The organism is Natrinema amylolyticum, from assembly GCF_020515625.1.
GTDB lineage: Archaea > Halobacteriota > Halobacteria > Halobacteriales > Natrialbaceae > Natrinema > Natrinema amylolyticum.
Genome location: NZ_JAIWPJ010000003.1, coordinates 542111 through 567089 on the forward strand (window position 1 = coordinate 542111; position 24979 = coordinate 567089).

The following is a 24979-nucleotide window of genomic DNA, read 5'->3' on the forward strand; positions in this document are numbered from 1 at the left end:
ATACGGGGTGACTATTAAATGTGCAGGCGTTGAGACGTCCGCCGGCACCCCCGACGTTCGCTCCGGGTTGACAAGAACTAAGTCGATTCTCGTGAAGGATGGTGCCATGGCACAACAGAGTGCTGCCGTCGTCGGTGGCGGCATCATGGGCGCCGGTATCGCGCAGGTACTCGCACGGAACGGCTACGAGGTGGCCGTCCGCGAGATCAACGAGGAGCTGGCCGACGAGGCCCGCGAGCGCGTGATCTCGGGCAACTACGGCCTCGAGGACGCCGTCGAGGGCGGCTATCTCTCGGAGGAGGAGAAAGACGAGGTCCTCGATCGGATGACGTTCACGACGGACCTCGACGCGGCGACCGACGGCACCGACTTCACAATCGAGGCGGTCACGGAGGACCTGGCGATCAAGGGGCAGGTCTTCCGTGATCTCGACGAGGTGACCGACGATCAGCCGCTGTACTCGAACACGAGCGGGTTCGCCGTCACATCGATCGCCAACGCCGTCGACGACCCCTCGCGGGTCGCGGTGACGCACTTCTTCAACCCGGTCGCGGTCATGGACATGGTCGAGATCGTGCAAGCGCCCGAGACCGACGAGGCCGTCGTCGAGCGCGCCGAGGAACTCGTCGACGAACTCGGGAAGACGCGCGTCACCATCGACGACGACCCCGGCTCCTACGGCTTCCTCGCGAACCGCTGTCACGCGGCGATGCGCGAAGAGGCCAAGAAGATCGTCGACGAGGGGATCGCCACGGAGGAACAGGTCGACAAGGCGCTCGAGGACGGCTACAACCTTCCCGTCGGCCCGTTCTCGCTGGCCGGCATCGGCGAGGAATGGGACTGACGTCTCGGTTTGCTCCCGTACGGACTCGGTTCTATTCGGACCGACGAACCAATATGCGGCGGCGCGCGCTGAACCGCAGTGAGCGACGAGCGAACTGCGGTTCGATACTGCGCGAGGGATGAGCGAAGGAACGGAGTGACTGAGCGAATCGGTTGGGGAGGACGTGGAATCCCTAGTTGCCACGATAGCAGGATGCGCTTACTCGTCGGTTCTACACACCGCTCAACGAGTATCGTCGACCAAGATAGAGTTCGCTGCTATCGTGGCAACTAGGGATTCCACGCCCTCCCCAGCCGATTCGCTCGCTACACTCGCTCATCCCTCGCGCACTGTCATCGGCCGCCCTCACTATCGTTCGGACGACCGACAGCGCGCGCCACCGCAGGTCGAACATCGGTCGAGAGTGAGACGGCGTTCGCCAGTCTCGCGCCGTTACTTCCCTTCGAACTCGGGCTCGCGGTCCTCGGAGAACGCCGCCGCGCCTTCGGCGTGGTCCTCGGTCTCGAGGAGGCCCTCGAAGAGCTGGCGGTCGTACTCCAGCCCCTCCACGAGCCCGCTATGAACGGCCATGTCGGCGGATTTCTTAATCGCCTGGACGGCCAGCGGTGCCTGGCCGGCCAGATCGGTGACGAACGCGTCGACCTCGTCTTCGAACTCGTCGTCGGCGTAGACGTGGTTGACGATGCCTTCCTCGCCCGCGCGCTCAGCGGAGATGTGCTCGCCGGTCATCGCCAGCTCCTTTGCGACCGCGGGGCCGGCCAGCTTCGTGACGTACTGGACGCCGCCGGCACCGGGGAGGATGCCAAGGTTCACTTCGGGGAAGCCGAACGTCGAGCCCTCGCTGGCCAGCCGGAAGTCACAGGCCAGCGCGGTCTCCAAGCCGCCGCCGAGACAGTAGCCGTCGATCTTCGCGATGACGGGCGCGGGGAAGTCCCGGATGAAATCGTAGTGCGAGCGGGCCGAGGAGCCGCCGGCCGACTCCTCGGAGAAACCGCCGATGTCCGCGCCCGCACAGAACGCCTTCTCGCCGGCCCCCTCGAGCACGACGGCTCGCAGCGCGACCCCGTCGCGTTCCTCGTTTCGCTCCTCGAGCAGTTCGAGCCCCGCGACAATGTCGTCTCTCAACTGCCCGTTCAGCGCGTTCAACGCGTCCGGACGGTTCATCGTGAGCGTGCCGACGCCGCGCTCGTCATCGTACGCTACCAGGACCGTTTCGAGTTCGTCGTCCATGGACGATGGTCACGGCCATCGATCAAAAAGGTATACCGTTCGGTTTCGTCTCGAGCGGTGCGAATCGACCGCTCGCGCGCGAATTCGGTCGCTGCCGTCCGCGATCGAGTTCGGTCGACGAGTTCCGGGACGATTTCCCTGTGGGTGTCTCTCTCTCGGCCGGAACCATCAGTTATGTTTCAATGGTTGAATTCAATCATGTTGATAAGCGAGCCCGTTCGCTCACCCGATCTCGTTAGCGGAGTCGCACCGGGCGACGAATCCGATGGAGCACGGAAGGACGGCGACGCGACGACCGGTGGGACGCTCGTATCGCCAGAAGTCGGCCCAGAGAGGGTCCCCATCGATCGCCCATCGAACGAGCACCGGCGAAAAGACGACTCTATTCGTGCCACCGCCCGTCCGGGAACCGAATTTCGACGAGGCGAACGCCCGTTCCGACGTCGCCGATCGATCAGAACGCTCGGAGGTCCTCGAGGACGGCCTGCGCGCTGCCGTCCGAAATGACCTCGCGGGCCCGCTCGAGCCCGTCGTCTAAGCTGTCGACGTCTTGGCGGGCGTACATCCGGAACGCGCCGTTGAGGGCGATGGCGTCGGCGAAGTGGTCCTCGCGGTCGCCGGCGAGCACCTCCTCGGTGATCGTCGCCGAATCGGCGGTGACGTCGTCGACCTCGAGGTCCTCGTTTTCCATGTCCATGCCGTACTCGGCGGTCTCGATCTCGTAGTCCGCTAACTCCTCGCCCTCGTCCCACTCGGCCACCTTCGTATAGCCGGGACGGATGTCGTCGTAGCCCTCCATCCCCTGGAAGAAGATGGCGCGGGAGTAGTCGAGCTGCGCGCTCTCGTCCATGAGATCGGTCATCTTCTTTGCGAAGGTGAGGTGGTAGAACGAGCCCAGGTGGACGTCGGCGTTCGCGGGGTTGGCGACGGTTTCGACCGTGTTGACGAACGTCCGCACGCCCATCTCGTCACGTCGGTCATAGAGGTCGTCGACGCCGGGGTTGAACTTCGGCTGGTAGTAGAAGCCGAAGCCGGTGTCGTCGACCATGTCCGCGCTCTCGTCGGGCTCGAGTTCCGTCCGGACGCCGAGTTCGTCGAGGACGTGCTTGTACGCCGTGGCCTTCTGCGTCGGAACGCGGTCGCCGGAGTGGGCGACGACGGGGGTCCCCGCGGCGGCGGCGACGATGCCGGCACCGACGCCGAGGACGGCCGAACTGTGCTTGCCGTCGTAGTTCGCGCCGCAGTCGACCGGATCGCAGTCCGGCTCGGCAGTCACGACCGACTCCTCGCGCATGACGTCGGTGTAGGCCGCCAGCTCCTCGGGGTTGTTGCGCTTCCAGCGGTTGGCCAGCCAGAACGCGCCGAGCGTGGTCGCGTCCGGTTCGCCCGCCAGAATCCGCTGGAAGGCCTCGCGGGCCTGCTCGCGGTTCATGTCGTCGGCCGATTTGGGACCCGAGCCGACGACCTCCGTCATCAGGCGTTTCAACGGCCATTCGCCGAATTCCTGCGTTGCCTGCGCCATGTGTCGCCGTTGGGTCGGCCGGCGCAAAAACCCCCCGTTTCCGGTCCCTCCTCGCCGTCGAATACGGGAGTTCGATCGCCGACGGACGGGACCGAAAACGGACCTCCGGCCTCGGTTTCACCGCGGCGTCTCGTTCGCGGAGTCGGTGCCAACGGCCCGGCCGCCTCGACGCGCCGCTCGACGGCCCACCGACCGGCGCGCTACAATAGTACGTGTACTGGTGTGTTCAGAGAAATATTTCACGAGTGAAATGATTATCGGATCGAATTCGCCGAGATGCGAGATGCCCACCGTTTAGCGTTCGTTTCGTTCCCCTCGTCTGCTCGCCGTCTCCGAGTCTCCTTTCCGTTCCCTTTCCGATTCGATATGGGAGACGACGACGACATCCGATTACCTATCGTGTATTTAGGCGCACGCTACTGGAAATAACGGATGGAAACTATCCGGCCGCCAGCGAGGCCGATCCGCGGCGCAGTCGGCTCCGCTCTCGACCGCCCTGCGCCGCCGATATGGGTCCGTTCCGTTCCTCGAGACGAGCGCTGTAAGATGATATTGAGACCGTCCGGAGACGCGCCGCGAGCGCGAACAGAACGCATAGCTATGTGTCCCCGACTCGAACGCGAGGCCGTGAGTGATTCGCACGCGAGTAGCGTCGTCTTCGTCGCCGTCCTCCTCGTGCTCGCGAGCGGCGGTGTCGGCGTCGTCGCGGGCACCGCGACCGCGTCGCCCGCGGCGGTCGCCGCTGAGCCGGCGGTCGAGACGTCCCAGTCCCGCCTCCTCTTCCAGGCGGACGACGATCCCGACGACAACGTCACCCGTCGGCACAGGGACCCTCGCGAGTACGACGAGGACGGCGACCTCGAGGCGCTGGAGAGCCGACTGATGACTCGAATGATCGACGACCTCGAGGCGGGCGCCGTCAGTCTCGAGGACGGGGAGTACGAGCGCGCGGCTCGATCCGTCGACGAGTCGTATTACGACTCGCTCGGTCGGTACGCGGAGATCGCGGACGACACGGGCGGCGAAAACTACGACGAGCTATTCGAGCTCGCGGGCGAGAATCAGGAGCGGATCGTCGAGGCGGCCCGGCGGTACAACGAGACCAGCGCCGAGTACGAGCGAGCGCGGGCGGCCGGCGACGAGGGACGCGCGCGGTCGCTCGCCCGCGAACTCGAGACGATCGCGACGTCGGTCAACGAGTCGAGTCACGAGCTCCGCGCGAACTACGACGACCTCGAGGCGGAGACCGACGCGAACCTCTCCGAGTCCGACGCGGCGATCGAGGCGGTCAACGAGGAGATTCAGGCCGAACAGGCGACGGTCCGCGAGACGGAGTTCGTGGCGACCGACCTCACCGTCGACGCCGACCGCGAGTCGATCTCGTTTCGCGAGCCGCTGACCGCCACCGGGCGGCTGCGAACGGCGACCGGTCGGCCGGTCGGATCCGAGACGATCCGGCTCGAGGTCGGGAACGGCTCCGTCCGGACCGAGACGGCCGCCGACGGCTCGTTCGCGTTCGAGTACCGGTCGACGGCCGAACCGCTATCGACGGAGCGGCTCTCGATCGAGTACGTTCCAGCCAACGAGTCGATCTATCTCGGCAGCGAGACGGCCGTCGACGTCTCGATCGAGCAGGTCGAACCCACCGTCTCGGCCCTCGAGACGCCGACCGAGACCGCCTACGGCGAAACCGCGACCGTCGGCGGGGAGCTCCGCGTCGACGGGACCCCCGTCGACGGCGTCCCGCTCGCGGTGACGCTCGGCGACGAGCGGATCGGGCGGACCGAGACCGCGGACGGCTCGTTCGAGACTGCCGTCGAGGTGCCCGCGTCGGTCGCCGACGGCGAGCGCGAACTCGGCGTCCGGCTCGACTACGAGGACCGGGCGCTCGCCGGGACGGCGGCGACGAACGACGTGACGGTCCGCGAAACCGGGGTCGACGTCACCGTTTCCGCGAGTCGCGTCGGTGACACCGGGCGAACGGTCGCGGTCGACGGTACGCTCGAGACGGCCGACGGGGCGACGATCGCCGGACGGTCGGTCCGACTGGACGCGGACGGAACCACCCTCGAGACGGTGACGACTGACGACGACGGGTCGTTCGCTGCCACGGTCGAGATCCCCGACGAGGCCGCTCGCGGCGACGGAGAGATCGTCGCTGTACACGACGGATCCGGATCGAATCTCGCCTCTGACACCGCGACGTCGACCGTGACGTTCTCGAGCGACGGGCGCTCGTGGGTGGGGCTCCCCGCGTGGGCGTGGCTCGGGGTCGGGGGCGGGCTGATCGTCCTCCTCGGGGCCGCCGCGATCAGGCGATGGTCGCGTCTCGGATCCTCTCGCGCGAGTCCGTCGGCGTCTGCGGGAGAGGCGACGACCGACGCGGCGACGGGCCGGATCGCCGAGCGATCCGGTACCGAGATCGCCGAATCGGTCCTCGAGCAGGGTCGCGACTCCCTCTCGCGCGGCCGTCCCGAGCGGGCGGTCGAACTGGCGTACGCGGCCGTCCGCCACGCCCTATCGGATCGCATCGACGCGAGCGCCTCGAGTGCGGCCCTGACGCACTGGGAGTTCTACCGGCGCTGGGTCGATCGCCGTGACGACGAGCCCGACGACGACGGCCGGTCCGATCGCGCGCTCCTCCGAACCGTGACCGAACGCTACGAACGAGCGACGTTCGACGTCGCGGACGTCTCGGCTGCAGAGGCCGAGCGCGTCCTCGACGGTGGAGCGCAGTTGTGCGATCGATACGCGGACGGCGACGGTGGGACTCGGTCGGAAACGGACGATCGATAACGGCGGGTAGTCTCGTCTTTACGGTCGCGGCTATCGCGAATCGGCACGGCTAACTTTCAGTCTCGACCGTCGGTACTGGAACCGATGGCCGTATTCAGTTCACTGTGGCGGCTCCTCCCGAGATCGGTTCGCGAAGTGCCGGCGGACCTCGTCGCAGTCGTCGGTGTGGTCGTCGCGACGAACCTGGCCGTGTTCGCGCCGGTAGTGAGGGACACGCGGCTGCGAGTTCCGCTCGGACTCGCGTTCGTGCTGTTCGTTCCCGGATACGCGTTCGTCGCGGCGCTGTTTCCCGAACGCGGGACTCGGTCCGTCGCCGGTGCTGACGGGACGAACGATGGCGGCGAGTTCGAGACCGACCCGTTTCGACGCCGCGTGCTGGCTGACCCGATCACCGACGCCGGACGCGTCGTTCTCTCGGTCGCCTCGAGCGTCGCGATCGTCCCGTTGCTCGGTCTCGCGATACACTTCTCCCCGGTAGCGATCCGACTGCAATCGATCGCGGTCGTCCTGAGCGCGGTGACGGTCGCGCTGGCGGTCGTCGCGACGGTCAGACGGCGATCGGTCCCGCTGGAATCGCGCTTTCGAACGCCGTACCGACGGTGGGTCGCTTCGGCTCGAACCGCGCTGTTCGACGCGGATTCGCGGGCCGAGACGGCACTGACGGTTCTGGCGGCGACGACGCTCGTCCTCGCCGTCGGCGGCGTCGGCTACGCCGTTACCGCTCCCCAACACGGCGAGACGTTCACCGAGGTGTCCGTGCTGACCGATGCCGGCGACGGCGAACGCACCGCCGACGTCTCTCCGTCGTCCGATGGCAACGGTTCCGAGAGCGTCATCGTCACGCTCGAGAACAACGAACGTCGGACGGTCAGCTACGCCGTCGTCGCCGTGGAACAGCGGATCGCGTCCGACGGCGACCCCGATAACGCGACCGTCCTCGAGCAGAACGAACTGCGACGGTTCGAGCCGCGGCTCGCACACGGCGAGACGTGGTCGCACGCACACGACGTCGAGCCGACGCTGACTGGCGACGCGGTTCGCGTCGCCTGGCTCGTCTACGCGGGCGGGGACGTTCCCGCGACGCCCTCCCTCGAGAACGCCGACTACTCGGCGCATCGGTGGGTCAACGCGTCGACGGAGTGAGCGGGATCGAGCCGAACTGCGGACGCCCGATTCGTCTATTCGTCGGGGTCGACGAGCCAGACGCTGAAATCGCCGTTGCTGTAGACGCGGTGGGCCGTCGGGTCGGCTCGCAGGCGGGCGAGGTCGCCGGCGGTGTAATGATCGATCTCCGCTCGGCGATCCGGCGGTCGGTTCGCCGCCCACTCGACGTCGGCCGTTTTCGTGACGAGGTACGTCTCGTTCTCGTAGACATCGCCGACCGACCCGTGATCGTCGTAGCCTACCCTCGTCGGGAGCTGATATCCCTCGAGCGATCGGTGGAACTGACGGTCGTCGGGGTCCGCACCGGTCGTCCCGTCGAAGTACCGTTGAAGTTGTTCGGACATTCGGAACGCCCGCGTGTCGATTCCGGACTCGTGATTTTCGTGATGCCACTCCGCACCGGCCATCGTCGCGTGAGTCACGTGGCGCTCGTCCTCGTACGCGACCGCGCCCGCCAGCAACGCGACGACGATAACGGTCACGCAGAGGCCGCAGAGGGCGACCGTCGCCCCTCGTCGTTTCCACCGGTCGTCGACGGTGTCGCGGAACGATGCGAGGCCGGTGATCGCCAGTCCGATCAGTAGAATCGCTCCGATCACGGTGTAGTTGTTGATCCGGACGACGTTGCGGGAGAGCACCCGCGCACCGATGAAGAGGACCGCGACGCCGATCCCCGCGCCGTACTGGGCGACACAGAGTGTCTCGAGACGGCTGCTGTGTCTCCTGAGGAGGCGACCGAGGATCACGGCGGCGACGACCGCCCCGACGCCGGCGTAGACGAGTACCGTTCCCCATTCCAAGACGAGAAACTCCCAGACCAGTTCCCACGTCGAGTAACTGGTCTGCTGGGCGGTGCTCGCGTAGCCGGCGGCACCGCCGTCGATATCGCTGGTGACCACCCGCTCGAGGAAGTGGGTAACGCGGCTGATCGAGAGATACCACAGGACGCCAGCGATCGCGAGGACGATCGGATACCAGTAGGGGACTGCGTACACCCGTCCGGATTCCGTTTCGTCGCGGCGAACACGGCGGAGCGACGGCGCGGCGACGACGCCCGCGTACAGTACGAGCGCGAGCACGGTCACGAGCGCCGTCACCGGGTGGTAGAACACGAGCGCGAGACCACAGACGAGTGCCGCGCCGAAGATGCCCGTCCGACTCGAGCGCCGTCTCGCCCAGCGGTGAGCGAGGGACAGCGAGAGCGGGAGAGACGGGAGCGCGAACAGCCAGGGGAGCGTCGTCAGGTGATGCGAGACGAAGACGAGCGGCATCGCGGCCCCGAGCGTCGCGAGGCCGCCGCGCCGGCCGAAAAACGACAGCCCGAGGAGGAAACACGAGCCGACGAACAACAGGAAAAAGCAGAACGTGACGATCGGTTGTAACACGCGTACAGGGACGCCGGTGACGGTCGTCAGCGTCGTGTACAGCAAGTGAGTGGCCGGATACCCGGTTTCGGGGATCGTGCCGGTTTCGAGAACGTCTCGGACGATTCCGAAGTGGTAGAAGGCGTCGGACATCGGCGTGCCGTAAACGTAGTAGCCGCGAAAGAGCGGCAGTGCGAAGAAGACGGCGTACACGCTGCCGAGCGTGACGACACCGTGGTGCCATCCCGGACGATCGGTGATCGCTGAGCGAAACACCAGCGTGAGGCCGCCGACGAGTGCCAGCCCGAATCCGACCCACGCTTGCGGCGGGTAAGCGTCGTGGATCGACGATTCGTATCCCGTGGCCGGCGGCGTCGTCAGGACGCTCCCGACGAAGCCGATCGCAGCCAGCGCAGTGACTGCCGAGACGAGTCGCCACCGGTGGTTCATTTGTCGTCGCTATCACCGTCGACTACCGTGACGACCAAAAGGTTACCCCAATCGGTACGATCTCGTGTATTTCATCCCGACGTTTGACTTCGCTATCGATTTTCGTCGGGAACGCCGATCCGGATGACGCACCATTATTTGCGAAACTATACGGTATGAACTAATTTACTCCGGTCGTTGATACGTTTGGCACTCCGTTCGACAACTAGGTTTAAGCGTTTTTACAGTGACGAGCGGGACATGTCAGACACGCTCTGTGTACTCGGTCTCGACGCCGCCGACTACCGCCTCGCGAATCGGTGGGGGTGTGAGAACATGCTCCTCGAGAACCACGGCGAACTCGAGTCGATCACGCACTCGTTGGATGTCCCGGCGACGCTCGAGGTGTGGCCGACGATCGCGACCGGACTGTTGCCGACGGATCACGGCGTCACGCTCGATACCGTCGGCTGGGACAATGCGACCGGCCTGAGCGCCGTCGTCCGCGCGGTACGACTGCTCCCCGATCCCATGCACGAGCGCCTCGCCGATCTCAAAGCACAGTTTTCGGACGGCGGCTACCCGCGCACCGACGAGACGACCGTCTTCGACGACGGGACCGTCCGCAATTGGCCCGGCGTGACGCCCTGTCACGTCTGGGAGCGCGAGGGCGAGTGGTTCGAGCGAGTGACCGACGGCGACCTGTCGACCGACGAGTTCGTTCGTCGTTACTTCGGCACGACCGGCTCCTGTTTCGGGTGGCTCGCCGGGCAATCGCTGTCGTCCGTTCCGATCGTCGGCGTTCACGCTCACATCCTCGACCACACGGGCCATATGTACGCGCGACGGCCGACGGCGCTTCGCCGGATCTACGAGCGGGTCGATTCGCTGCTCGGCTGGCTCCGGTCTCGCGTGGACCGACTCGTCGTCCTCTCCGATCACGGGATGCAGACGACCGCGACTGACGATCCCGAGCCCGGCGTTCACTCCGATCACGCGCTCGTCTCGACGACGGAACCCGGCCCGTTGCCGACGGACGTGCTGTCGGTTCGCGAGTGGCTCGAGGAGCGGATCGACGCGGACCGATCCGAACGGACGAACGCGACGATCGATGCCCCTCGAGAGCATCTCGAGGACCTCGGCTACCTCTGACCGGTCGGCTGAGCGCCGCATCCACGCTGCGTCGATCCACCCGTGGCGGTTCGGATCCCTCGCGACCGATCTACCCGTCGCGATCCCTCGATCCGACTGCGTCGACGACCCGATCGGGACAGAGCACCGCCAGTCGGGTCGTCGGAACGGGACTGGCCGACGCGACGCGTCGAATCTCTCCCGGGCGTACCGCACCGGTCGCGAGCGCGAGCGCGGCGAACGCCGCGGCACCGACCGGCGGCACGACGATCAGCGAGAGCAGGTCCGACTCGAGGAGGCGGGGGAGACCGAGGATCGGCACCGCGGCAGCCAGCACGGTTCCCGCGACCGGGAGGGCGCGGACGTCGGCGAGGGGATCGAACCCGAGCCCGCGGGCGTTCCAGACGTGGAGTCCGAACATCGATCCGTAGCCGAGACTCGTCGCGATCGCGGCCCCGCTCGGCCCGAATCGAGGGACGAGCACGAGGTTCAACGCGGCGTTCAGCAGCGCCGCGACGCCCGTGACGCCGAGCAGGAGACGCAGCCGCTCCTGTCCCTGGCTGATCGCGAAGACGGGGCGGGCGATCGCGAACCCGATCGCGCCGGGCAGCAACAACAGTAGCGGGACGACGGCCGCGTCGAACGCCGGTCCGAAGTAGAGCGTGAGAACCGGTTCGGCGAGCCCGGCGACACCGAGGGCCAGCAGCGCCGTACAGAGGACGGTGTACCGGACCGCTCGCGTACTGATCTCCGTGAGCCGATCGTATCGTTCCTCGACCCAGAGTTGCGACGTTGAGTGCAGGAGGGTGATCTGAATGGCGGTGGGCACAAACCAGAGGAACTCGGCGATGACGAGGGCCGCGCGGTAGTAGCCGGTCGCCGTGTTCCCGACGAGCAGTCTGAGGAGGATGACGTCGACGTGGTACAGCGAGAGCAACAGGAACGACAGCGCCATCGTCGATCCGCTGTAGATCGCGAGGCGCTTCGCCGGCACCGGCCCCGCCGAACGGCTCGCCAGCTTCGAGAGATCGATCCGACGCGAGACGAGCGCGAGCGCGAGGAGGGCCGCGATCCCGGTCGAGACGACCCGACTCGTCAGGGCGGCCGCGACGCCCCCGCCGACGACGCTCACGGTGACGATCATCGCCGCGAAGAGGATGCGGTCGAGTATCTGGAGCGGCTCCGAGTACGACTCGAGGCCGAGCCCCATGAGGGTGCTCCGTCCGATTCGGAAGACGGCTCGAACGGGGATGATGAGCGCGAGAACGGCGAAGTACCGGGAGAACTCCGGACCGAGGAACGAGACCACGTGCGACGATCGGGAGAGGAGGACGACGGCGGTCACCACGACGGCCGCGAGGACGACCACGAGCCGGAAGTAGAACGCGAACACGTGGTCCGTCCAGTCGTCGGATCGGTCTTCGGCGATGAACTTCCGGGTCCCCTTGAACGCCCCGGCGTAGACGAACACCAGCACCCACTGCAGCGTCGAGAGCAGGAACGAGTAATCGCCGTAGCCGCCGCTCCCGAGGAGGCGAACCAGGATCGGCGTCGTGACGAGCGTCAGCGCTAACACGCCGACCTTGGAGCCGAAGACGGCGCTGAACCGTCGGACGATGCTTCGACTCATCGCCGCCTCCGCGTTCGCCCGTCGGTCGTCATACGCTTTCCCGACCCGATTCGGCGTCTCGACCCGATTCAGCAGTCGCTCGTTCCGTCTCGCCCTCCAGGAGGATGCGGCGATACCGCTCCCTGATCGTCGAATAGGCGTAGTTGCGCTCGATGTAGTCGCGAGCGGCGTCGCTCACCGCGTCCAGATCGTCGCGCTCGAGGACGGCAGTCACCGTCCGCTCGATCGAGGCCGGGTCCGTGTCTCCGAGCAGGAACCCGTTCGATCCGTCGTCGACGAGGTCGGGAATGCCCCCGACCGCGGCGGCGACCGGGACCGTCCCGCAGGCCATCGCCTCGAGAACGGCTTTCGGAACGCCCTCCGACCTCGAGGGCAGGAGCAGCGTTCGCGCGTCGTCGAGATGTGCCGGGAGCTCGTCGTGGTCGACCCAGCCGGTGCAGGTCACGTTCTCCGAGAGGTCGTGGCGGTCGACGAACGCCGCGACCTCCGCCGAGAGTTCGCCGTCGCCGATCAACGCGATCCGGATATCCGGATTCGACTCGACGAGCAGGGGGAGCGCTCCCAGGATGTCGTCGATCCCTTTGACGGCCGCGAACCGCCCGACGAAGGCGACGTCGACCGGTCGCTCTTCGATCGGCGTTCGCTTCGCGAACGCCTCGCAGTCGACGTAGTTGACGTTGACGGCCCGGACCGTCGGCGACGTCGGCCACTCGAGCGCCGGATGGTCCATCCCGCTCGAGAGGAGGATTACGTCGTCGGCGAGCGTACACGTGACGCGTTCGACGAGGTCCACGATGCTGGCGAGTCCCCGGACGAGCGGTCCCGTCCCGCGGCGGGCGTAGACGCCCTCGGTAACGGTTCCGGTCACGAACAGCAGCGTTCGAACGCCTGCGAGTTTGCACGCGAGCAGGGGGAGGAGGAGCATGGTCCCGCCGATGTGAAAGAACGCGGCGTCGAGCCGGTCGCGGTCCCGCCAGAGCGCCGCTGCGATCCGTAACTGATAGCCGACGTATCCGGTGACCGCCGCCGGCGGGACGCTCGATTCCGGGCGCTGTACCGGGACCGGATCGACGACCGACCGATCGATATCGATGTGCTCCGGGCCGACGACGGCGATTCGGTCGACGTCGGACTCGTAGACGTCGACGAAGTTCTGTACTGCCCCGTAGGCCGCGTGTTCGCGATCCAACTCCGCTGCGAACACGACGAGCGCTATCGAACTCGAGGGCATCCGACCCGGTCTTCCACCGACCGCACCTTAATTCTTGACGCGATACTCGTGATCGATACCGTCGGCCATGATCCCCGAGACCGCGGCCGGCGGGGCATCGAGACGCGACCACGCGCGGTCCGTTCGTCGGACCCACCGCACCGTTCGCACGCGATCCGAGAGCCATTACGGATCTCCATTACCGTTCGTAATGGCCCCGTACTCGTTCCACTGCGCGCGAAGACGGGGGATTCACCGAAACTTTCCTTACAGTGCGGGTGATCAGTTGGGCCGATGACAGCTAGCCGTCAGCTCGTCGCGGCGCTCGAGGCGCTCGAGGTGGAAAACGTGTTCGTCTACGTCGGCGACGCCGTCCGTTGGGACGCGACGTCGGATCGAATATCCGATCGGGCGGCGACGGTGCGAACGGTGAGCGCCTCGACGCACAGTCCCAGTTCGTTCGCCTCGCTGGCGACCGGTCGCTACGCGACGAACCACGGCGTCGTCACGTTCGATCGCCGACTGCCGTCCGACGCGTTCCGGCTGTTCGACGTGCCGGACCGCGAGACGCGCTTTCTCAACTCGATCTTCGCGTACGCCGAGCGGGAGCACGGAAACGCCGTCGATCCGATCCACTCCGTCCTCGACGTCGAGCCGCCGGCCGTCGACGACCCGTTCGACGGCCTCGAGCCGCCGTTCGTCGCGATGGAACGGGGGCCCGGCGGACACGCGCCGTACGGCGACTTCGCCGGGACCGCATCGGAGTACTTCCGGCGGCGGGGCGGTGCGGACGCGGAGCGACTCCGCGACGAGTATCGGCGGAGCGTCGAACTGGACACCGACCGCTTCTTCGAGCGGCTGACGCGCCTCGAGGAGGCAGGGCTCGCCGAGGAGACGCTCGTCATTTACACCTCGGATCACGGTGAACTGCTCGGCGAGGGCGGCGAACTCGGGCACAGTTCGCCGATGCGGCCCGAACTCGTCTACGTGCCGACGGCGTTCTTCCATCCGGAGCTCCCGGCAATGACGATCGACGACGTCGCATTCCACCACGCCGATCTGCTCCCGACGATCCTCGACGCGCTCGGCGTCGAGCCGCCGGTGGACCGGTCGACGTCGTTCGACGGCCGGTCGGCGGCGCGAGCACTCGCGGACGAGCCCCGACCCTGTGCGTACGAGAATCGGGTGCTACCGTCGTCGCTCCCGCTCGGGTCCGGCTCGCTCCACTACGAGGGGGTCTGGGACGCTGGCGGGGGCTACGCGTTCGCCCGGACGCCGCTGCCGGAACGGCTGCTCGTCCTCGCCGGAAAGGCGGTCGCGAGCGCGAAGCGCGGATACGTTCGCCGACACCTCCCGCACGCGCTCGGCGCGTACGTCAGCGGCGGCGCGAGCGAGTACGGCGAGCCGGCGTTTTCCGAGCGCGAGGCGACGCAACTGCTCGAGCGACTGACGGCGGATTCGGTCACCGGCGAGCGGGTCGATCTCTCGGCGGACGCGGAGCAACGACTTCGGGATCTGGGGTACACGTAGCGCGACCCCCGTCCGGCGTAGCGCCGACCTACGATCGTTTCGCGCGGCGTCGGCCGCGAGTAAACGGCGAGTTTTCCCGCCGCTCACCGGTACGTTTTATACCGAACCGCGTCGAACGCTTCGGGCACGAATGCGGGTCCTCAATAGCCTCGCCGACCCTCGAGTGGGCGGTCCCCAGTTGCGCGCGCTCGCCGTCGCGACGGGGCTTCGCGACCGCGGTATCGAGACGGTGTTTCACCTGCCCGACGGCGACGACGCGTTCGAGCGCACGGCGACGGACGAGGGATTCGAGGTCGTTCGTCCGGGGCCGTCACAGATGCGACCGCCGCCGAACGTCCTCGCGAACGCGCGCTTCGCCGCTCGCTTTCTCCCGTCCGTCTCCCGGCTCGCGGCGACGATCGAGCGCCGGGAGATCGACGTCGTCCACGCGAGCATGACCCTCGCCGTTCCGGCCGCGATCGCCGCCCGGCGGACGGACACGCCGCTGGCGTGGTTCTTCAACGACACCGGCACGCCGTGGCCGCTCGACCGGATCGCGGCCCGGCTCGCTCGAGCGACGGCGGACGAGATCGCCCTCGCCGCGGACGCGGTCGGCGACCACTTCTTCGACGACGCGGTTCCGACGCGGACGGTGTACCCGCCGGTCGACGTCGACGCGTTCGATCCGTCGACGGTGGCCGACGGCGGGACCGTCCGCGAGGAGTTGGGCGTCGCCGACGACGTCCCGATCGTCGGGACCGTCGGCAACGTCAACCCGGTCAAGGGTCACGAGTACCTGCTGCGGGCGATCGCTCGCGTCCGCGACCGGGTCGGACCGATCGCCGTTCCGATCGCCGGCAAACTGCTCGAGTCTCGCCGGGAGTACGCGGACCGACTCCGCCGCCTTCGCGCGCGCCTCGGGCTCGAGGGGACCGTTCGGTTCCTCGGCCATCGCTCGGACGTGCCGCGACTCCTCTCGTCGTTCGACGTGTTCGTCCTGCCCTCCGTGACGGAAGCGTGCCCGATAGCCGTCTTGGAGGCCATGGCGATGGAGTCGGCGATCGTCGCCACGCGGGTCGGCGGCGTGCCCGAACAGCTCGCGGACGGTACCCACGGCTGGCTCGTGCCCCCGGCCGACCCGGACACGCTCGCGACCGCGATCCGGGAGGCGCTCGCGGCCCCCGCGGAACGGCGTCGACGGGGCGCGGCGGCGCGACGCCGGGCGATCGCCCGTTTCTCGACGGAGCGATGCGTCGAACGCCATCACGACCTGTACGAGGCGGCCCTGTCCCGGTCGGCGACGTCGCGGCCGATCGAGTCGGTACGCGCCCGATAGGGGCGGCGAACGGTCGGCTTGCCTCGCGAAGCCGGTCGTTACGGGCTGCGTATTTTTCACCCCAGACGTATTGGGGAAGACACACATGTCGACCCCCCGAATAGCGTTCGTGCTCGGCACTCGACCGGAGATCATCAAGCTCTCGCCGCTCGTTCGGGCGTGTCTCGAGCGGGCGATCCCGCACGTCGTCGTCCACACCGGACAGCACTACTCCGAGTCGCTCGATACGGTCTTCTTCGAGCAACTCGAGTTGCCGACGCCGGCCCACGACCTCGCGGTCGGTTCCGGCGACCACGGCGAGCAGACGGCCGCGATGATCCGCGGGCTCGAGGGCGTTCTCGAGACGGAGCGACCCGACCACGTCGTCGTCCAGGGCGACACGAACTCCGCGCTCGCCGGGGCGATCACGGCGAGCAAACGCGAGGCCTCGCTGGCGCACGTCGAGGCCGGACTGCGGAGCTTCGACCGCGAGATGCCCGAGGAGATCAACCGCGTACTGGTCGATCACGTCGCCGATCACTGCTTCGCGCCGACCGACGAGTCGGCGCGGCTGCTCGCGGCGGAGGGGATCGACGGCAATCGCGTCCGCGTCACCGGTAACACGATCGTCGACGCCGTCTTGCAGCACCGCGAGCTGGCGACGGAGAAGAGCGACGTGCTCGCGGAATACGACCTCGAGCCCGGGTCGTTCTCTCTCCTGACGGCCCACCGAGCGGAGAACGTCGACGACCCCGAGCGCTTCGCGGGGATCCTCGAGGGCGTCGGCGCGTTCGCGACGCGGACCGACCGCGAGGTCGTCTATCCGATCCATCCGCGGGCGCGAGAGACGCTCGCGGCGTTCGAGCTGTCGGTCCCGGAGCCGATTCGGCTCGTCGACCCGCTCGACTTCCTCGACTTCCTGACCCTCGAGGACCACGCGAGCCTCGCGATCACTGATTCGGGCGGGGTCCAGGAGGAAGCGTGCATCCTCGGGACGCCGTGCGTCACGGTTCGAGACAGCACCGAACGACCGGAGACGGTCGATATCGGTGCGAACCGACTCGTCGGGACCGACCCGGCGGCCGTCGTCGAGGGGGCCGAGGCGATGGTCGATCGGCCCAGTACGTGGTCGAATCCGTTCGGCGACGGCGACGCCGCCGACCGGATTTTGGACGCCTTACTGTAGGGTATCTGTACCTTTCGGCGGACAACTGTCATAAGATAATTACCACTGTCCGTGGAGCGTCGAGTCATGGCATCAGTGCTGGTAACCGGTGGACTGGGAGCGATCGGTGCGCCCCTGACCGAAGAGCTCGAACGACGCGGCCACGACGTCTGGGTCGCCGACCGCCCGTGGAACGAACGCGAGCGGTACTACCGCTGTGACGTCAGCGAGTACCGACAGCTCGAGCGGGTCTTCGCGGACCGCGAGTTCGACTACGTCTACCACCTCGGCGCGGAGTTCGGCCGCCGGAACGGCGAGGACTTCTACGAGACGATGTGGCAGTCCAACGCCGTCGGCACGAAGAACGTGTGCCGACTGCAGGCCGAGCACGACTTCCGACTGATCTTCTCCTCGAGCAGCGAGGTGTACGGCGATTACGACGACGTGATGGAGGAGTCCGTACCCCTCGAGGAGGGGCCGCGGCAGCTGAACGACTACGCGATCTCGAAGTGGGTCAACGAACAGCAGATCATGAACGCGGCCGACCGGCACGGCACCGAGTCCGTGCGGGTCCGCTTTTTCAACACGTACGGGCCGGGCGAGCGCTACAGCGAGTACCGGAGCGTCGTCTGTAAGTTCTGCTACCGCGCGTTACACGACCTGCCGTACCACGTCTACGAGGACCATCACCGCTCGTTCACGTACATCGACGACACCGTTCGCACGCTCGCGAACGTCGTCGACTCCTTCCATCCCGGGGAGGTGTACAACATCGCCGGCGAGGAGTACTACGACATCGAGGAGCTCTCGAACATGGTGCTCGGCTACCTGGGCAAGGACGACGAACAGGTCGAGTACCGAGGGACCGAGGAACACAACACGCTCAACAAGAAGGCCAGCGTCGAGAAGGCCGTGCGCGACCTCGGCCACGAACAGCGCGTCTCCCTCGAGGAGGGGATCCCGCGAACGATCGACTGGATGCGCGAGCACTATGACATCGAGTGATCCGCGACGCGACGGCGCAGTGGAACCGGCACGGTCCGGTGACGACGAGTTCGACTCGGGCGGGACCCGCGACGGCCCCGCTCCCAGCGACCCCGAGGGACCGGCTCTCGAGCCGATCGAGGAGGTGGTCGTCGTCGGCACCGGCTTCGTCGGCCTGCCGCTGGCGCTGTTGCTCGCCGACCGCGGCAAGCGAGTCGTTGGCGTCGACATCGACAGCAACCTCGTCCGGGCGATCAACGACGGGACCCTGAACGTCGACGAGGCCGAACTGCAGGCGCTGTTGGAGTCCGACGCCGTCGAGCGAAACCTCGAGGCGCGGACAGAGCCGACCGACGGCGACGCGTTCGTCGTCTCGGTTCCGACGCCGCTGACCGAGCCGAACAAGAGTCCGGACCTCTCCGCGCTCGAGGCCGCCCTCGAATCGATCCGGCCGTACCTCGAGCCGGGCGACCTCGTGAACGTGGAGTCGACGGTGCCGCCGCTGACCTGCGCGGAGACGGTCGTCCCCGCCCTCGAGGCGGCCGGGCTCGACCCGGGCGCGGAGATCCAGCTCGCCCACTCGCCCGAGCGGATCCTCCCCGGCGACGTGTTCGAGGAACTCGTCACCAACGACCGCATCATCGGCGGGATCGACGAGCGGAGCCGCCGCCGCGCCGCCATGCTCTACGAGCCCTTCCTCGAGGGGAGCGTCTACTACACCGACCTGCTGTCGGCCGAGCTCTGCAAGCTCGTCGAGAACACCTACCGGGACGTCAACGTCGCGCTGGCGAACGAGATCGCGCTGATCGGCGAGGAGCTCGACGTCGACGCGAGCGAGGTGATCGACCTCGCGAACTATCACCCGCGCGTCGACGTCCTGCAGCCGGGGATCGGTGTCGGCGGTCACTGCCTGCCGATCGACCCGTGGTTCCTGAACGAGGTCGATCCGGAGCACACGAACCTGATCACGACCGCGCGCCGGATCAACGACAAGATGCCAGCCGTCGCCGCGCGGAAGGTCCGCCGGGCGCTGGCCCCGCTCGCGGACCCGACGGTCGTCGCGTTCGGGGCCGCGTACAAACCGAACGTCGACGACCGCCGGAACAGCCCCGCGGAGCGGATCGTCGCCGACCTGCGCGCCGACGGCTACCGCGTCCGCCACTACGACCGCCACGTCGACGAGTTATCCTACGACGAGCTGTGGTCGGTCCTCGAGCGCGAGTCGCCGGACGTCGTCGTCCAGTTAGTTCCCCACGAGGAGACGGTGGCGGCCCTCGCGGAGCACCGAGTGCGGCTCGACGACGCGGGCATCGAACTGCTCCAGTTCGGCGTCGAGAACCCGATCGAACCGTGACCGGGGACGCCACGCCGACGCGGTCACCGTCGTCGGACCGGCGTTCAACCGGCGAGCGGACGGAACGGGGCGACGACCCGTCCGTCCTGGTCGTCTCGCAACTGTTTCCGCCGGAGTCGATGGCCGGCGCACACCGGTGGGAGAAACTCCTCCGGAACGCGCCCGATCGCCTCGATTCGCGCGTCGTCTGCCCGCAGCCGTCCGTTCCCGTCGGAGAGTTCGAGCGGCGATACAGTCCGTGGTCGAGCGAGCGAGTCGGCGGCGTTCCCGTCACGCGACTGTTCACCTACCAGCCCGTCGAGGAACGGACTGACCTCGAGCGGATCCTGAACCACGGGGTCTTCGCGATTCTCGCGACGATCTACGTGCTCGTTCACGGCCGCAAGTACGACTGCGTCGTCGTCCAGATCGGTCCGCACACGACGCTCCTACCCGGACTCGCGGCGCTGGCGACCGGACGCGGCCTCGTCGTCGACGTCTACGATCGCTGGCTCGACAACGCGGTCGACTTCGGGTTCACCGACGAACGGTCGTTCGCCTACCGGCTGCTGCGGTGGGCGGAACGGGTCGCCCTCGAGCGCTGCGACCGGCTCGTCACGCTCACGCCGACGATGGCGGCCCACTACCGCGAGACGTACGACCTCGACGACGGGAAGATCGAGACGGTCCCGTTCGGCGTCGACGACGACCTCTTCGATCCCTCGGTCGCGAGCGAGGACCGGCCCCGAATCGTCTACACGGGCAAGCTCGGCGAGGGGCAGGCGTTCGAGCCGTTCCTGCGCGGCTTCCGACGTGCCGATATCGACCACGACCTCGTCATCTACGGCTTCGGCGAGCGCCGGGCCGAACTCGAGGCGCTGGCTTCCGACCTCGGCATCGACGAGAGCGTTCGGATCAACGGGCCGGTCCCCCGCGAGGAGATCCCGGGGTTGGTGGCGTCGTCGGCGATCAGCCTGGTGCCCCTCGAGACGGATCGCACCCTCGAGTACGCGCGGCCGACGAAGTTCCTCGAGACGATGGCGCTGGGCACGCCCTACGTCGCCAGCGCCGTCGCGGAGATCGAGGCCGTCACCGCGGACGCCGGGGCCGGACTCGCCGTCGAGAACGAGCCGGACGCCGTCGCGACGGCGCTCCGGGAACTCGCCACTGACCCAGAGCGGCGGCGAGCGATGGGGCGGCGCGGAATCGAGTTCGTCGACCGGGAACACCGCTGGAACGAACTGGGCGACAGGGTCGGCGACCTCCTCTCGGGAGTCGCTCGAGAGCGGAGGGCCGCCGGCTCCGGGCTCCGCGCCCGGCTCGGTCGGCTCGCGGCGGCCGCCGGCCTCCGTCGGTAGTCGTCACTCGCTCGCTTCCCTTTCTCTCCTCGTCGAATGGTCCGGCGCATCGCTCGCAGCGGTGCGGCCGGCGAGCCGCCGCCGGTCGGCGAGCGCGGCCGATAGACGATCGACCGGTCAAACGAGTCGGAATTGACGAGTGGTCGAAAGCAGTCAGGACCGACCAGCGGTCGAAAACAGTCGGGATCGACGAGCGGCCGCCGGCCGCGTCTCCGAACGCGATCGACTACTCGCCGCTGCGGGCGGCGACGACGGCGAGCGTGCTCTTGCCGACCCGGTCCGGCAGGACGCGCTCGCACAGCCAGCCGCCGATCTGGAGCGGATCGGCGAGCGTGAGCCGACAGTCGCCGACGTACGCGATCTCGATCGGTTCGAACCCGTACCGCTCGAGGAGCTGGGTCAGGGTCGTGGCGTCGAACCAGCACGTGTGGCCGGTGTTGACGAACTCCTGGTCCAGGAGGCGGAGCGCGGTCCAGTGGACCGCCATCGCGTTCGGCGTCGTGACGACGAGTTTGCCGCCGTCGGCCAGGTGCTCGTCGACCGACGCCAGTAGCCCGTCGAAGTCGACGAGGTGTTCGATCAGTTCGCCCACGACGATCACGTCGAACGTCTCCTCGAGCGCGAGATCCTGTGCGTCGCCGGTGGTGACGTCGTATCCCGCCTCAGCGAGCGCGGCGAGTTCGTCCTCGAGGACGTCGATGCCGAGCGCGTCGTCGGCCGCCCGGACGACGAGTTCGTGGAGCCACGCCTCGTCGTGTCGCTTGGCGGAGTCGTGCGCGACGCACCCGACATCGAGGACGGTCTCGTCTCTGACGTGGGGCTCGATACAGCGTTCGAACGTCGTTTCGACGTTTCGTTTCCGCGTTTCGTTCGCTCTCATTGGAATCAGGTCCGTGCGTTCCGCAGTCGCGTCGCCGTCGGTCGCCGGCCGCATGCGGTCGAACGCGGCGTCATCGCAGCCACGCGACCACGATGATCCGCGTCAGACCGACCGCGAATCCCAGTTTCGGCTTCTTGCTGTCGCCGTCCTTTCGATCCTCGATCCTGATCGGGATCTCCTCGAGTCGGAGGCCGTTCTTCCGGGCCTCGATGATCAACTCGGGGGCGTTGAAGCGCTCCTCGGTGAGCGTGAGCCGCTCGAGCATCGATCCCCGGATCGCCCGGTAGCCGTTCGTACAGTCGGTGATGTCGGTGTTCATCAGGACGTTGATCAGGCCGGTGAAGAACCGGATGCCGGTCCGTCGAACGACGCCGTTGCCGGAGCGATCGACGCCGAGGTACCGCGAACCCATCACGTAATCGGCCTCGTTCTCGACGATCGGTGCGACGAGCCGGTCCAGTTCCGACGAGGGGTGCTGGCCGTCGCCGTCCGCCGTGACGACGATCACCGCGTCGTTCTCGAGTGCGATCTCGAACCCGGTCTTCAGGGCACCGCCCTGGCCCTGATTGATCGGGTGCTCGACGACCATCGCGCCGCTCGAGGCGGCCCGCGCGGCGGTCTCGTCGGCGGACCCGTCCGATACGACCAGCGGCTGGACGTCGTATCCGCGGACCGACTCCGGCAGCGACGAGACGACGGCGCCGACGGTATCGCTCTCGTTGTACGCGGGAATCACGACGAACACCGTCTCCGCGCCGCCGTCCGTCCGCGGGGCCTGCTCGACGGAGAGCGATCGGGTCAGCGCCGCGACCTCGTCGCGGGCCGCCCTGGCGACGCTCAGCGCGTACAGGACGACGCCGAGCAGGACGAGCGTCGCGAGCAGCGACACGACGACGTAGCGCCGTTCGATCTCGAGCGCGGTCCCGACGAGGTCGAACGCCTCCGGGACGAACACGAGCGATGCCACGCCGCTCGCGAGCGCGAGCGCGATGGCGAGGTCGCGTCGATCGAACCGTCGCCGGTAGCGGTCGAATCCCCAGTAGAGGATGGCGACCGTGAGCGCGAGCAACGCGACGTCGAGCGGGTCTGGCGGAATCGGACTCATGCGTTCCGTTCGACGAGTCGTCGGATCGTGTCTTCGACCGTGTGCGTCGGGTCCCAGCCGAGGCGGTCGTGCGTCCGCGTCGTCTCGACCGGGAAGGCGTCGACGAGCGTCTCGTCGCCGCGGGGGTTTTCGACGAGTTCGGTCGGGACGTCGATGCCCAACACGTCGTCGACGCAGTCGCTGACGACCTCGGCGAGGGCCATCACACTGGGGTCCTCGTCGCTGGCGATCGTGAACGCTTCGGTGCCCGTCGCTCCCTCGTCCAGCCGGTCGACGAGCACGTCGGCGCTGCGGAGATAGGCCCGAGCGACGTCCTTGACGTGGACGAAGTTCCGCGATTGGGTCCCGGGTTCGTAGACGGGCAGCGGTTCGGCCGCGAGCGCCCGTTCGACGAAGAAGTTGAGCACCGCTCCCTTCGTGATGACCTGGCCGTCGATCGTGTGATCGCCGTACAGGTTCGACTTGAGGAACAGGTGCGCCGGGAACGAGTCCTCGGCGAGGGCGTCGACGAGCCGCTCGCCAGCGAGCTTGGTCCGTCCATACCAGTTCAGGGGTTCTCGCGGCTGATCGGCCGTGATCGGGAACTCCTGGGGATCGCCGACGACCGCCATGCTCGCGGGGAAGATCAGGGCCGCGCCGCGTCGCCGGCAGAACCGCGCGACGTGGCTCGTCCCGGTCACGTTGCTCTCGTAGGCGAGCTCCGGGTTCGCCTCGCAGTCCTCGACGCCGCTGATCGCGGCGAGGTGCATCACGACGTCGGCCCCCTCGAGGGCGTCCCACAGGCGGTCGCGGTTGCGAACGTCGACGTGCTCGACGGTGACGTCGCCGATCCGTCGCAGCGAGCCGCGATAGAAGTCGTCGATCGCCGTGATCGACCACGCCGGACGTTCGGACTGGAGGAGCGAGACGACGCGACTCCCGATATAGCCAGCCGCCCCGGTGACCGCGACGCGTACCTGCCGGGACTCGTCGCCCGTCGATGCGACGCCGGAGCCGCCCTCATCGGTGGCCATCGACGTTCACCTCCTGCGACGGCGAGTTCGGTCGCGACGCGTCCAGTGTACCGGCGGTGTCCCGCGACTGCGCGAACCGATCGGCGAGCTCTCGAACCCCCGATCGCAGCGTCCACGACGGTTCGAACCCCGTCTCCGAGAGGCGGTCGAACTCGACGTGGTAGGACGGGCCCGGCCGTTCGTCCTCGAGATAGGCGATCTCGAGGTCTCGGCCGAGTTCCTCGCTGACGACGCGAGCGACGTCCTCGATGCGGTAGTTCTGGTCGGTGCTCCCGACGTTGTACACGTCTCGCGGCCACTGCTCGGGCGAGACCGCCGCGTGTTCGTACGCTCGAGCGGCGTCCCGGACGTGAATGAACGGCCGCCAGTTCTCGCCGTCGCCGTACACCGTCAGCGGCCGGCCGGTCAGTCCCCGGAAGACGAAGTGATTGACGACGAGGTTGAACCGAATCCCCGGCGCGTAGCCGTAATTCGTGCTCATTCGGAGCGACGTTGCCGAGAAGTCGCTGGCGTCCGCCGCGTCACGGACCGCCCGCTCGGCCTCGACTTTCGCCTCGCCGTACGGATTGCAGGGTGCCGTCGTCGTCGTCTCGTCGATGTTCGTGTCCGCGGCGTAGCCGTAACTGTTGCACGAGGAGGCGTACACGACCGATTCGACGCCGGCCTCGCTCGCCGCGGTCACGACGTTTTCGGTGCCGCCGACGATGACGGCGCGCGTCTCCTCGCGGCGGTCGTGCGTGCTCTCGGCGCCGGTGATCGACGCGAGGTGGATCACGCGGTCGACGCCGCCCATCGCGCTCTCGACGGCCTCGTAGTCTCTGACGTCACCTCGCCGAAACTCGAGGTCGTCACCGATCGCTCCCAACAGCGCCCGCGGTGAGCCGGCCGCGAGCGAGTCGAGGACCACGACCTCCGAGACCGCCTCGTTCTCGCGGAGGCGAGGAACGAGCGCGCTCCCGATGTAGCCACAGCCGCCGGTGACCAGTATCCGCACGGG

The 24979-nt window shown here is 67.7% G+C and carries 19 protein-coding genes; 10 read left to right on the forward strand and 9 right to left on the reverse strand.

The annotated features are described in order from the left end of the window. Positions 1 to 106 precede the first annotated feature (106 nt). The gene (locus tag LDH66_RS18290; RefSeq protein WP_226482515.1) at positions 107 to 844 is read left to right on the forward strand and encodes a 3-hydroxyacyl-CoA dehydrogenase family protein; all 738 of its coding nucleotides are present in this window, start codon (positions 107 to 109) and stop codon (positions 842 to 844) included. 432 nt (positions 845 to 1276) lie between these two features. On the opposite strand, the gene LDH66_RS18295 is transcribed toward LDH66_RS18290, so the two are convergent. Both LDH66_RS18295 and LDH66_RS18300 read right to left on the reverse strand, forming a co-directional pair. Beyond that, a complete protein-coding gene (locus LDH66_RS18295; RefSeq protein ID WP_226482516.1) occupies positions 1277 to 2074 on the reverse strand; it encodes an enoyl-CoA hydratase/isomerase family protein in 798 nt (265 codons plus the stop codon). A 454-nt stretch (positions 2075 to 2528) separates the two neighbouring features. After that, positions 2529 to 3596, reverse strand: coding sequence for an anthranilate phosphoribosyltransferase (locus LDH66_RS18300; protein WP_226482517.1), 1068 nt, complete (start codon positions 3594 to 3596; stop codon positions 2529 to 2531). 627 nt (positions 3597 to 4223) lie between these two features. On the opposite strand from LDH66_RS18300, the gene LDH66_RS18305 reads away from it, so the two are divergent. Both LDH66_RS18305 and LDH66_RS18310 read left to right on the forward strand, forming a co-directional pair. Further along, on the forward strand, positions 4224 to 6392 hold the full coding sequence (locus LDH66_RS18305; RefSeq protein WP_226482518.1) for a COG1361 family protein: 2169 nt from the start codon (positions 4224 to 4226) through the stop codon (positions 6390 to 6392). 84 nt (positions 6393 to 6476) lie between these two features. After that, a complete protein-coding gene (locus LDH66_RS18310; protein ID WP_226482519.1) occupies positions 6477 to 7535 on the forward strand; it encodes a DUF1616 domain-containing protein in 1059 nt (352 codons plus the stop codon). 35 nt (positions 7536 to 7570) lie between these two features. Here the strand turns inward: LDH66_RS18310 and LDH66_RS18315 are convergent, their stop codons facing one another. Next, on the reverse strand, positions 7571 to 9370 hold the full coding sequence (locus LDH66_RS18315) for a hypothetical protein (RefSeq protein ID WP_226482520.1): 1800 nt from the start codon (positions 9368 to 9370) through the stop codon (positions 7571 to 7573). 240 nt (positions 9371 to 9610) lie between these two features. Here LDH66_RS18315 and LDH66_RS18320 point away from each other — a divergent pair, with 240 nt between their 5' ends. Then, positions 9611 to 10501 carry an alkaline phosphatase family protein gene (locus LDH66_RS18320; RefSeq protein WP_226482521.1) on the forward strand — a complete coding sequence of 297 codons (891 nt, stop codon included), beginning with the start codon at positions 9611 to 9613 and terminating at the stop codon, positions 10499 to 10501. A gap of 70 nt (positions 10502 to 10571) precedes the next feature. Here LDH66_RS18320 and LDH66_RS18325 read toward each other — a convergent pair whose 3' ends face one another. Together LDH66_RS18325 and LDH66_RS18330 are read right to left on the reverse strand one after the other, a co-directional pair. Next, positions 10572 to 12110, reverse strand: coding sequence for a lipopolysaccharide biosynthesis protein (locus tag LDH66_RS18325; protein ID WP_226482522.1), 1539 nt, complete (start codon positions 12108 to 12110; stop codon positions 10572 to 10574). A gap of 28 nt (positions 12111 to 12138) precedes the next feature. Further along, the gene (locus LDH66_RS18330) at positions 12139 to 13341 is read right to left on the reverse strand and encodes a glycosyltransferase (RefSeq protein ID WP_226482523.1); all 1203 of its coding nucleotides are present in this window, start codon (positions 13339 to 13341) and stop codon (positions 12139 to 12141) included. A gap of 273 nt (positions 13342 to 13614) precedes the next feature. Here LDH66_RS18330 and LDH66_RS18335 point away from each other — a divergent pair, with 273 nt between their 5' ends. The 6 genes from LDH66_RS18335 (at position 13615) to LDH66_RS18360 (ending at position 20984) form a co-directional block, all read left to right on the forward strand. Next, entirely contained in the window at positions 13615 to 14850 is a 1236-nt protein-coding gene (locus LDH66_RS18335) for a sulfatase-like hydrolase/transferase (RefSeq protein WP_226482524.1), read from the forward strand. A gap of 130 nt (positions 14851 to 14980) precedes the next feature. After that, positions 14981 to 16165 carry a glycosyltransferase family 4 protein gene (locus tag LDH66_RS18340; RefSeq protein ID WP_226482525.1) on the forward strand — a complete coding sequence of 395 codons (1185 nt, stop codon included), beginning with the start codon at positions 14981 to 14983 and terminating at the stop codon, positions 16163 to 16165. A gap of 85 nt (positions 16166 to 16250) precedes the next feature. After that, positions 16251 to 17330, forward strand: coding sequence for a non-hydrolyzing UDP-N-acetylglucosamine 2-epimerase (gene wecB / locus LDH66_RS18345; protein ID WP_226482526.1), 1080 nt, complete (start codon positions 16251 to 16253; stop codon positions 17328 to 17330). 66 nt (positions 17331 to 17396) lie between these two features. Continuing rightward, positions 17397 to 18314, forward strand: a complete 918-nt coding sequence (locus LDH66_RS18350) for an NAD-dependent epimerase/dehydratase family protein (protein ID WP_226482527.1) — start codon at positions 17397 to 17399, stop codon at positions 18312 to 18314. Beyond that, positions 18301 to 19647, forward strand: a complete 1347-nt coding sequence (locus LDH66_RS18355; RefSeq protein ID WP_226482528.1) for a nucleotide sugar dehydrogenase — start codon at positions 18301 to 18303, stop codon at positions 19645 to 19647. The genes LDH66_RS18350 and LDH66_RS18355 overlap by 14 nt, the downstream gene beginning before the upstream one ends. Then, complete coding sequence (locus LDH66_RS18360; RefSeq protein ID WP_226482529.1) at positions 19644 to 20984, forward strand: glycosyltransferase family 4 protein; 1341 nt, start codon at positions 19644 to 19646, stop codon at positions 20982 to 20984. The genes LDH66_RS18355 and LDH66_RS18360 overlap by 4 nt, the downstream gene beginning before the upstream one ends. Before the next feature lie 226 nt (positions 20985 to 21210). Here LDH66_RS18360 and LDH66_RS18365 read toward each other — a convergent pair whose 3' ends face one another. The 4 genes from LDH66_RS18365 to LDH66_RS18380 all read right to left on the reverse strand — a co-directional run bounded on the left by LDH66_RS18365 (position 21211) and on the right by LDH66_RS18380 (position 24976). After that, positions 21211 to 21864: a class I SAM-dependent methyltransferase gene (locus LDH66_RS18365; RefSeq protein ID WP_226482530.1), complete on the reverse strand. Its 654-nt coding sequence runs from the start codon at positions 21862 to 21864 to the stop codon at positions 21211 to 21213. A 70-nt stretch (positions 21865 to 21934) separates the two neighbouring features. Continuing rightward, positions 21935 to 22969 carry a glycosyltransferase family 2 protein gene (locus LDH66_RS18370; RefSeq protein ID WP_226482531.1) on the reverse strand — a complete coding sequence of 345 codons (1035 nt, stop codon included), beginning with the start codon at positions 22967 to 22969 and terminating at the stop codon, positions 21935 to 21937. After that, complete coding sequence (locus LDH66_RS18375) at positions 22966 to 23982, reverse strand: NAD-dependent epimerase/dehydratase family protein (protein WP_226482532.1); 1017 nt, start codon at positions 23980 to 23982, stop codon at positions 22966 to 22968. Before LDH66_RS18375 ends, LDH66_RS18370 begins: the two co-directional genes overlap by 4 nt. After that, positions 23969 to 24976, reverse strand: coding sequence for an NAD-dependent epimerase/dehydratase family protein (locus LDH66_RS18380; RefSeq protein WP_226482533.1), 1008 nt, complete (start codon positions 24974 to 24976; stop codon positions 23969 to 23971). Before LDH66_RS18380 ends, LDH66_RS18375 begins: the two co-directional genes overlap by 14 nt. Positions 24977 to 24979 lie beyond the last annotated feature (3 nt).

Bases quoted from the DNA above. Each gene is read 5' to 3' on its own strand.
- LDH66_RS18370 (WP_226482531.1), bottom strand. From the start codon at position 22,969: ATGAGTCCGATTCCGCCAGACCCGCTCGACGTCGCGTTGCTCGCGCTC.
- LDH66_RS18310 (WP_226482519.1), top strand. From the start codon at position 6,477: ATGGCCGTATTCAGTTCACTGTGGCGGCTCCTCCCGAGATCGGTTCGC.
- wecB (WP_226482526.1), top strand. From the start codon at position 16,251: ATGTCGACCCCCCGAATAGCGTTCGTGCTCGGCACTCGACCGGAGATC.
- LDH66_RS18355 (WP_226482528.1), top strand. From the start codon at position 18,301: ATGACATCGAGTGATCCGCGACGCGACGGCGCAGTGGAACCGGCACGG.
- LDH66_RS18320 (WP_226482521.1), top strand. From the start codon at position 9,611: ATGTCAGACACGCTCTGTGTACTCGGTCTCGACGCCGCCGACTACCGC.
- LDH66_RS18365 (WP_226482530.1), bottom strand. From the start codon at position 21,864: ATGAGAGCGAACGAAACGCGGAAACGAAACGTCGAAACGACGTTCGAA.
- LDH66_RS18375 (WP_226482532.1), bottom strand. From the start codon at position 23,982: ATGGCCACCGATGAGGGCGGCTCCGGCGTCGCATCGACGGGCGACGAG.
- LDH66_RS18315 (WP_226482520.1), bottom strand. From the start codon at position 9,370: ATGAACCACCGGTGGCGACTCGTCTCGGCAGTCACTGCGCTGGCTGCG.
- LDH66_RS18325 (WP_226482522.1), bottom strand. From the start codon at position 12,110: ATGAGTCGAAGCATCGTCCGACGGTTCAGCGCCGTCTTCGGCTCCAAG.
- LDH66_RS18340 (WP_226482525.1), top strand. From the start codon at position 14,981: ATGCGGGTCCTCAATAGCCTCGCCGACCCTCGAGTGGGCGGTCCCCAG.
- LDH66_RS18335 (WP_226482524.1), top strand. From the start codon at position 13,615: ATGACAGCTAGCCGTCAGCTCGTCGCGGCGCTCGAGGCGCTCGAGGTG.
- LDH66_RS18300 (WP_226482517.1), bottom strand. From the start codon at position 3,596: ATGGCGCAGGCAACGCAGGAATTCGGCGAATGGCCGTTGAAACGCCTG.
- LDH66_RS18350 (WP_226482527.1), top strand. From the start codon at position 17,397: ATGGCATCAGTGCTGGTAACCGGTGGACTGGGAGCGATCGGTGCGCCC.
- LDH66_RS18290 (WP_226482515.1), top strand. From the start codon at position 107: ATGGCACAACAGAGTGCTGCCGTCGTCGGTGGCGGCATCATGGGCGCC.
- LDH66_RS18295 (WP_226482516.1), bottom strand. From the start codon at position 2,074: ATGGACGACGAACTCGAAACGGTCCTGGTAGCGTACGATGACGAGCGC.
- LDH66_RS18330 (WP_226482523.1), bottom strand. From the start codon at position 13,341: ATGCCCTCGAGTTCGATAGCGCTCGTCGTGTTCGCAGCGGAGTTGGAT.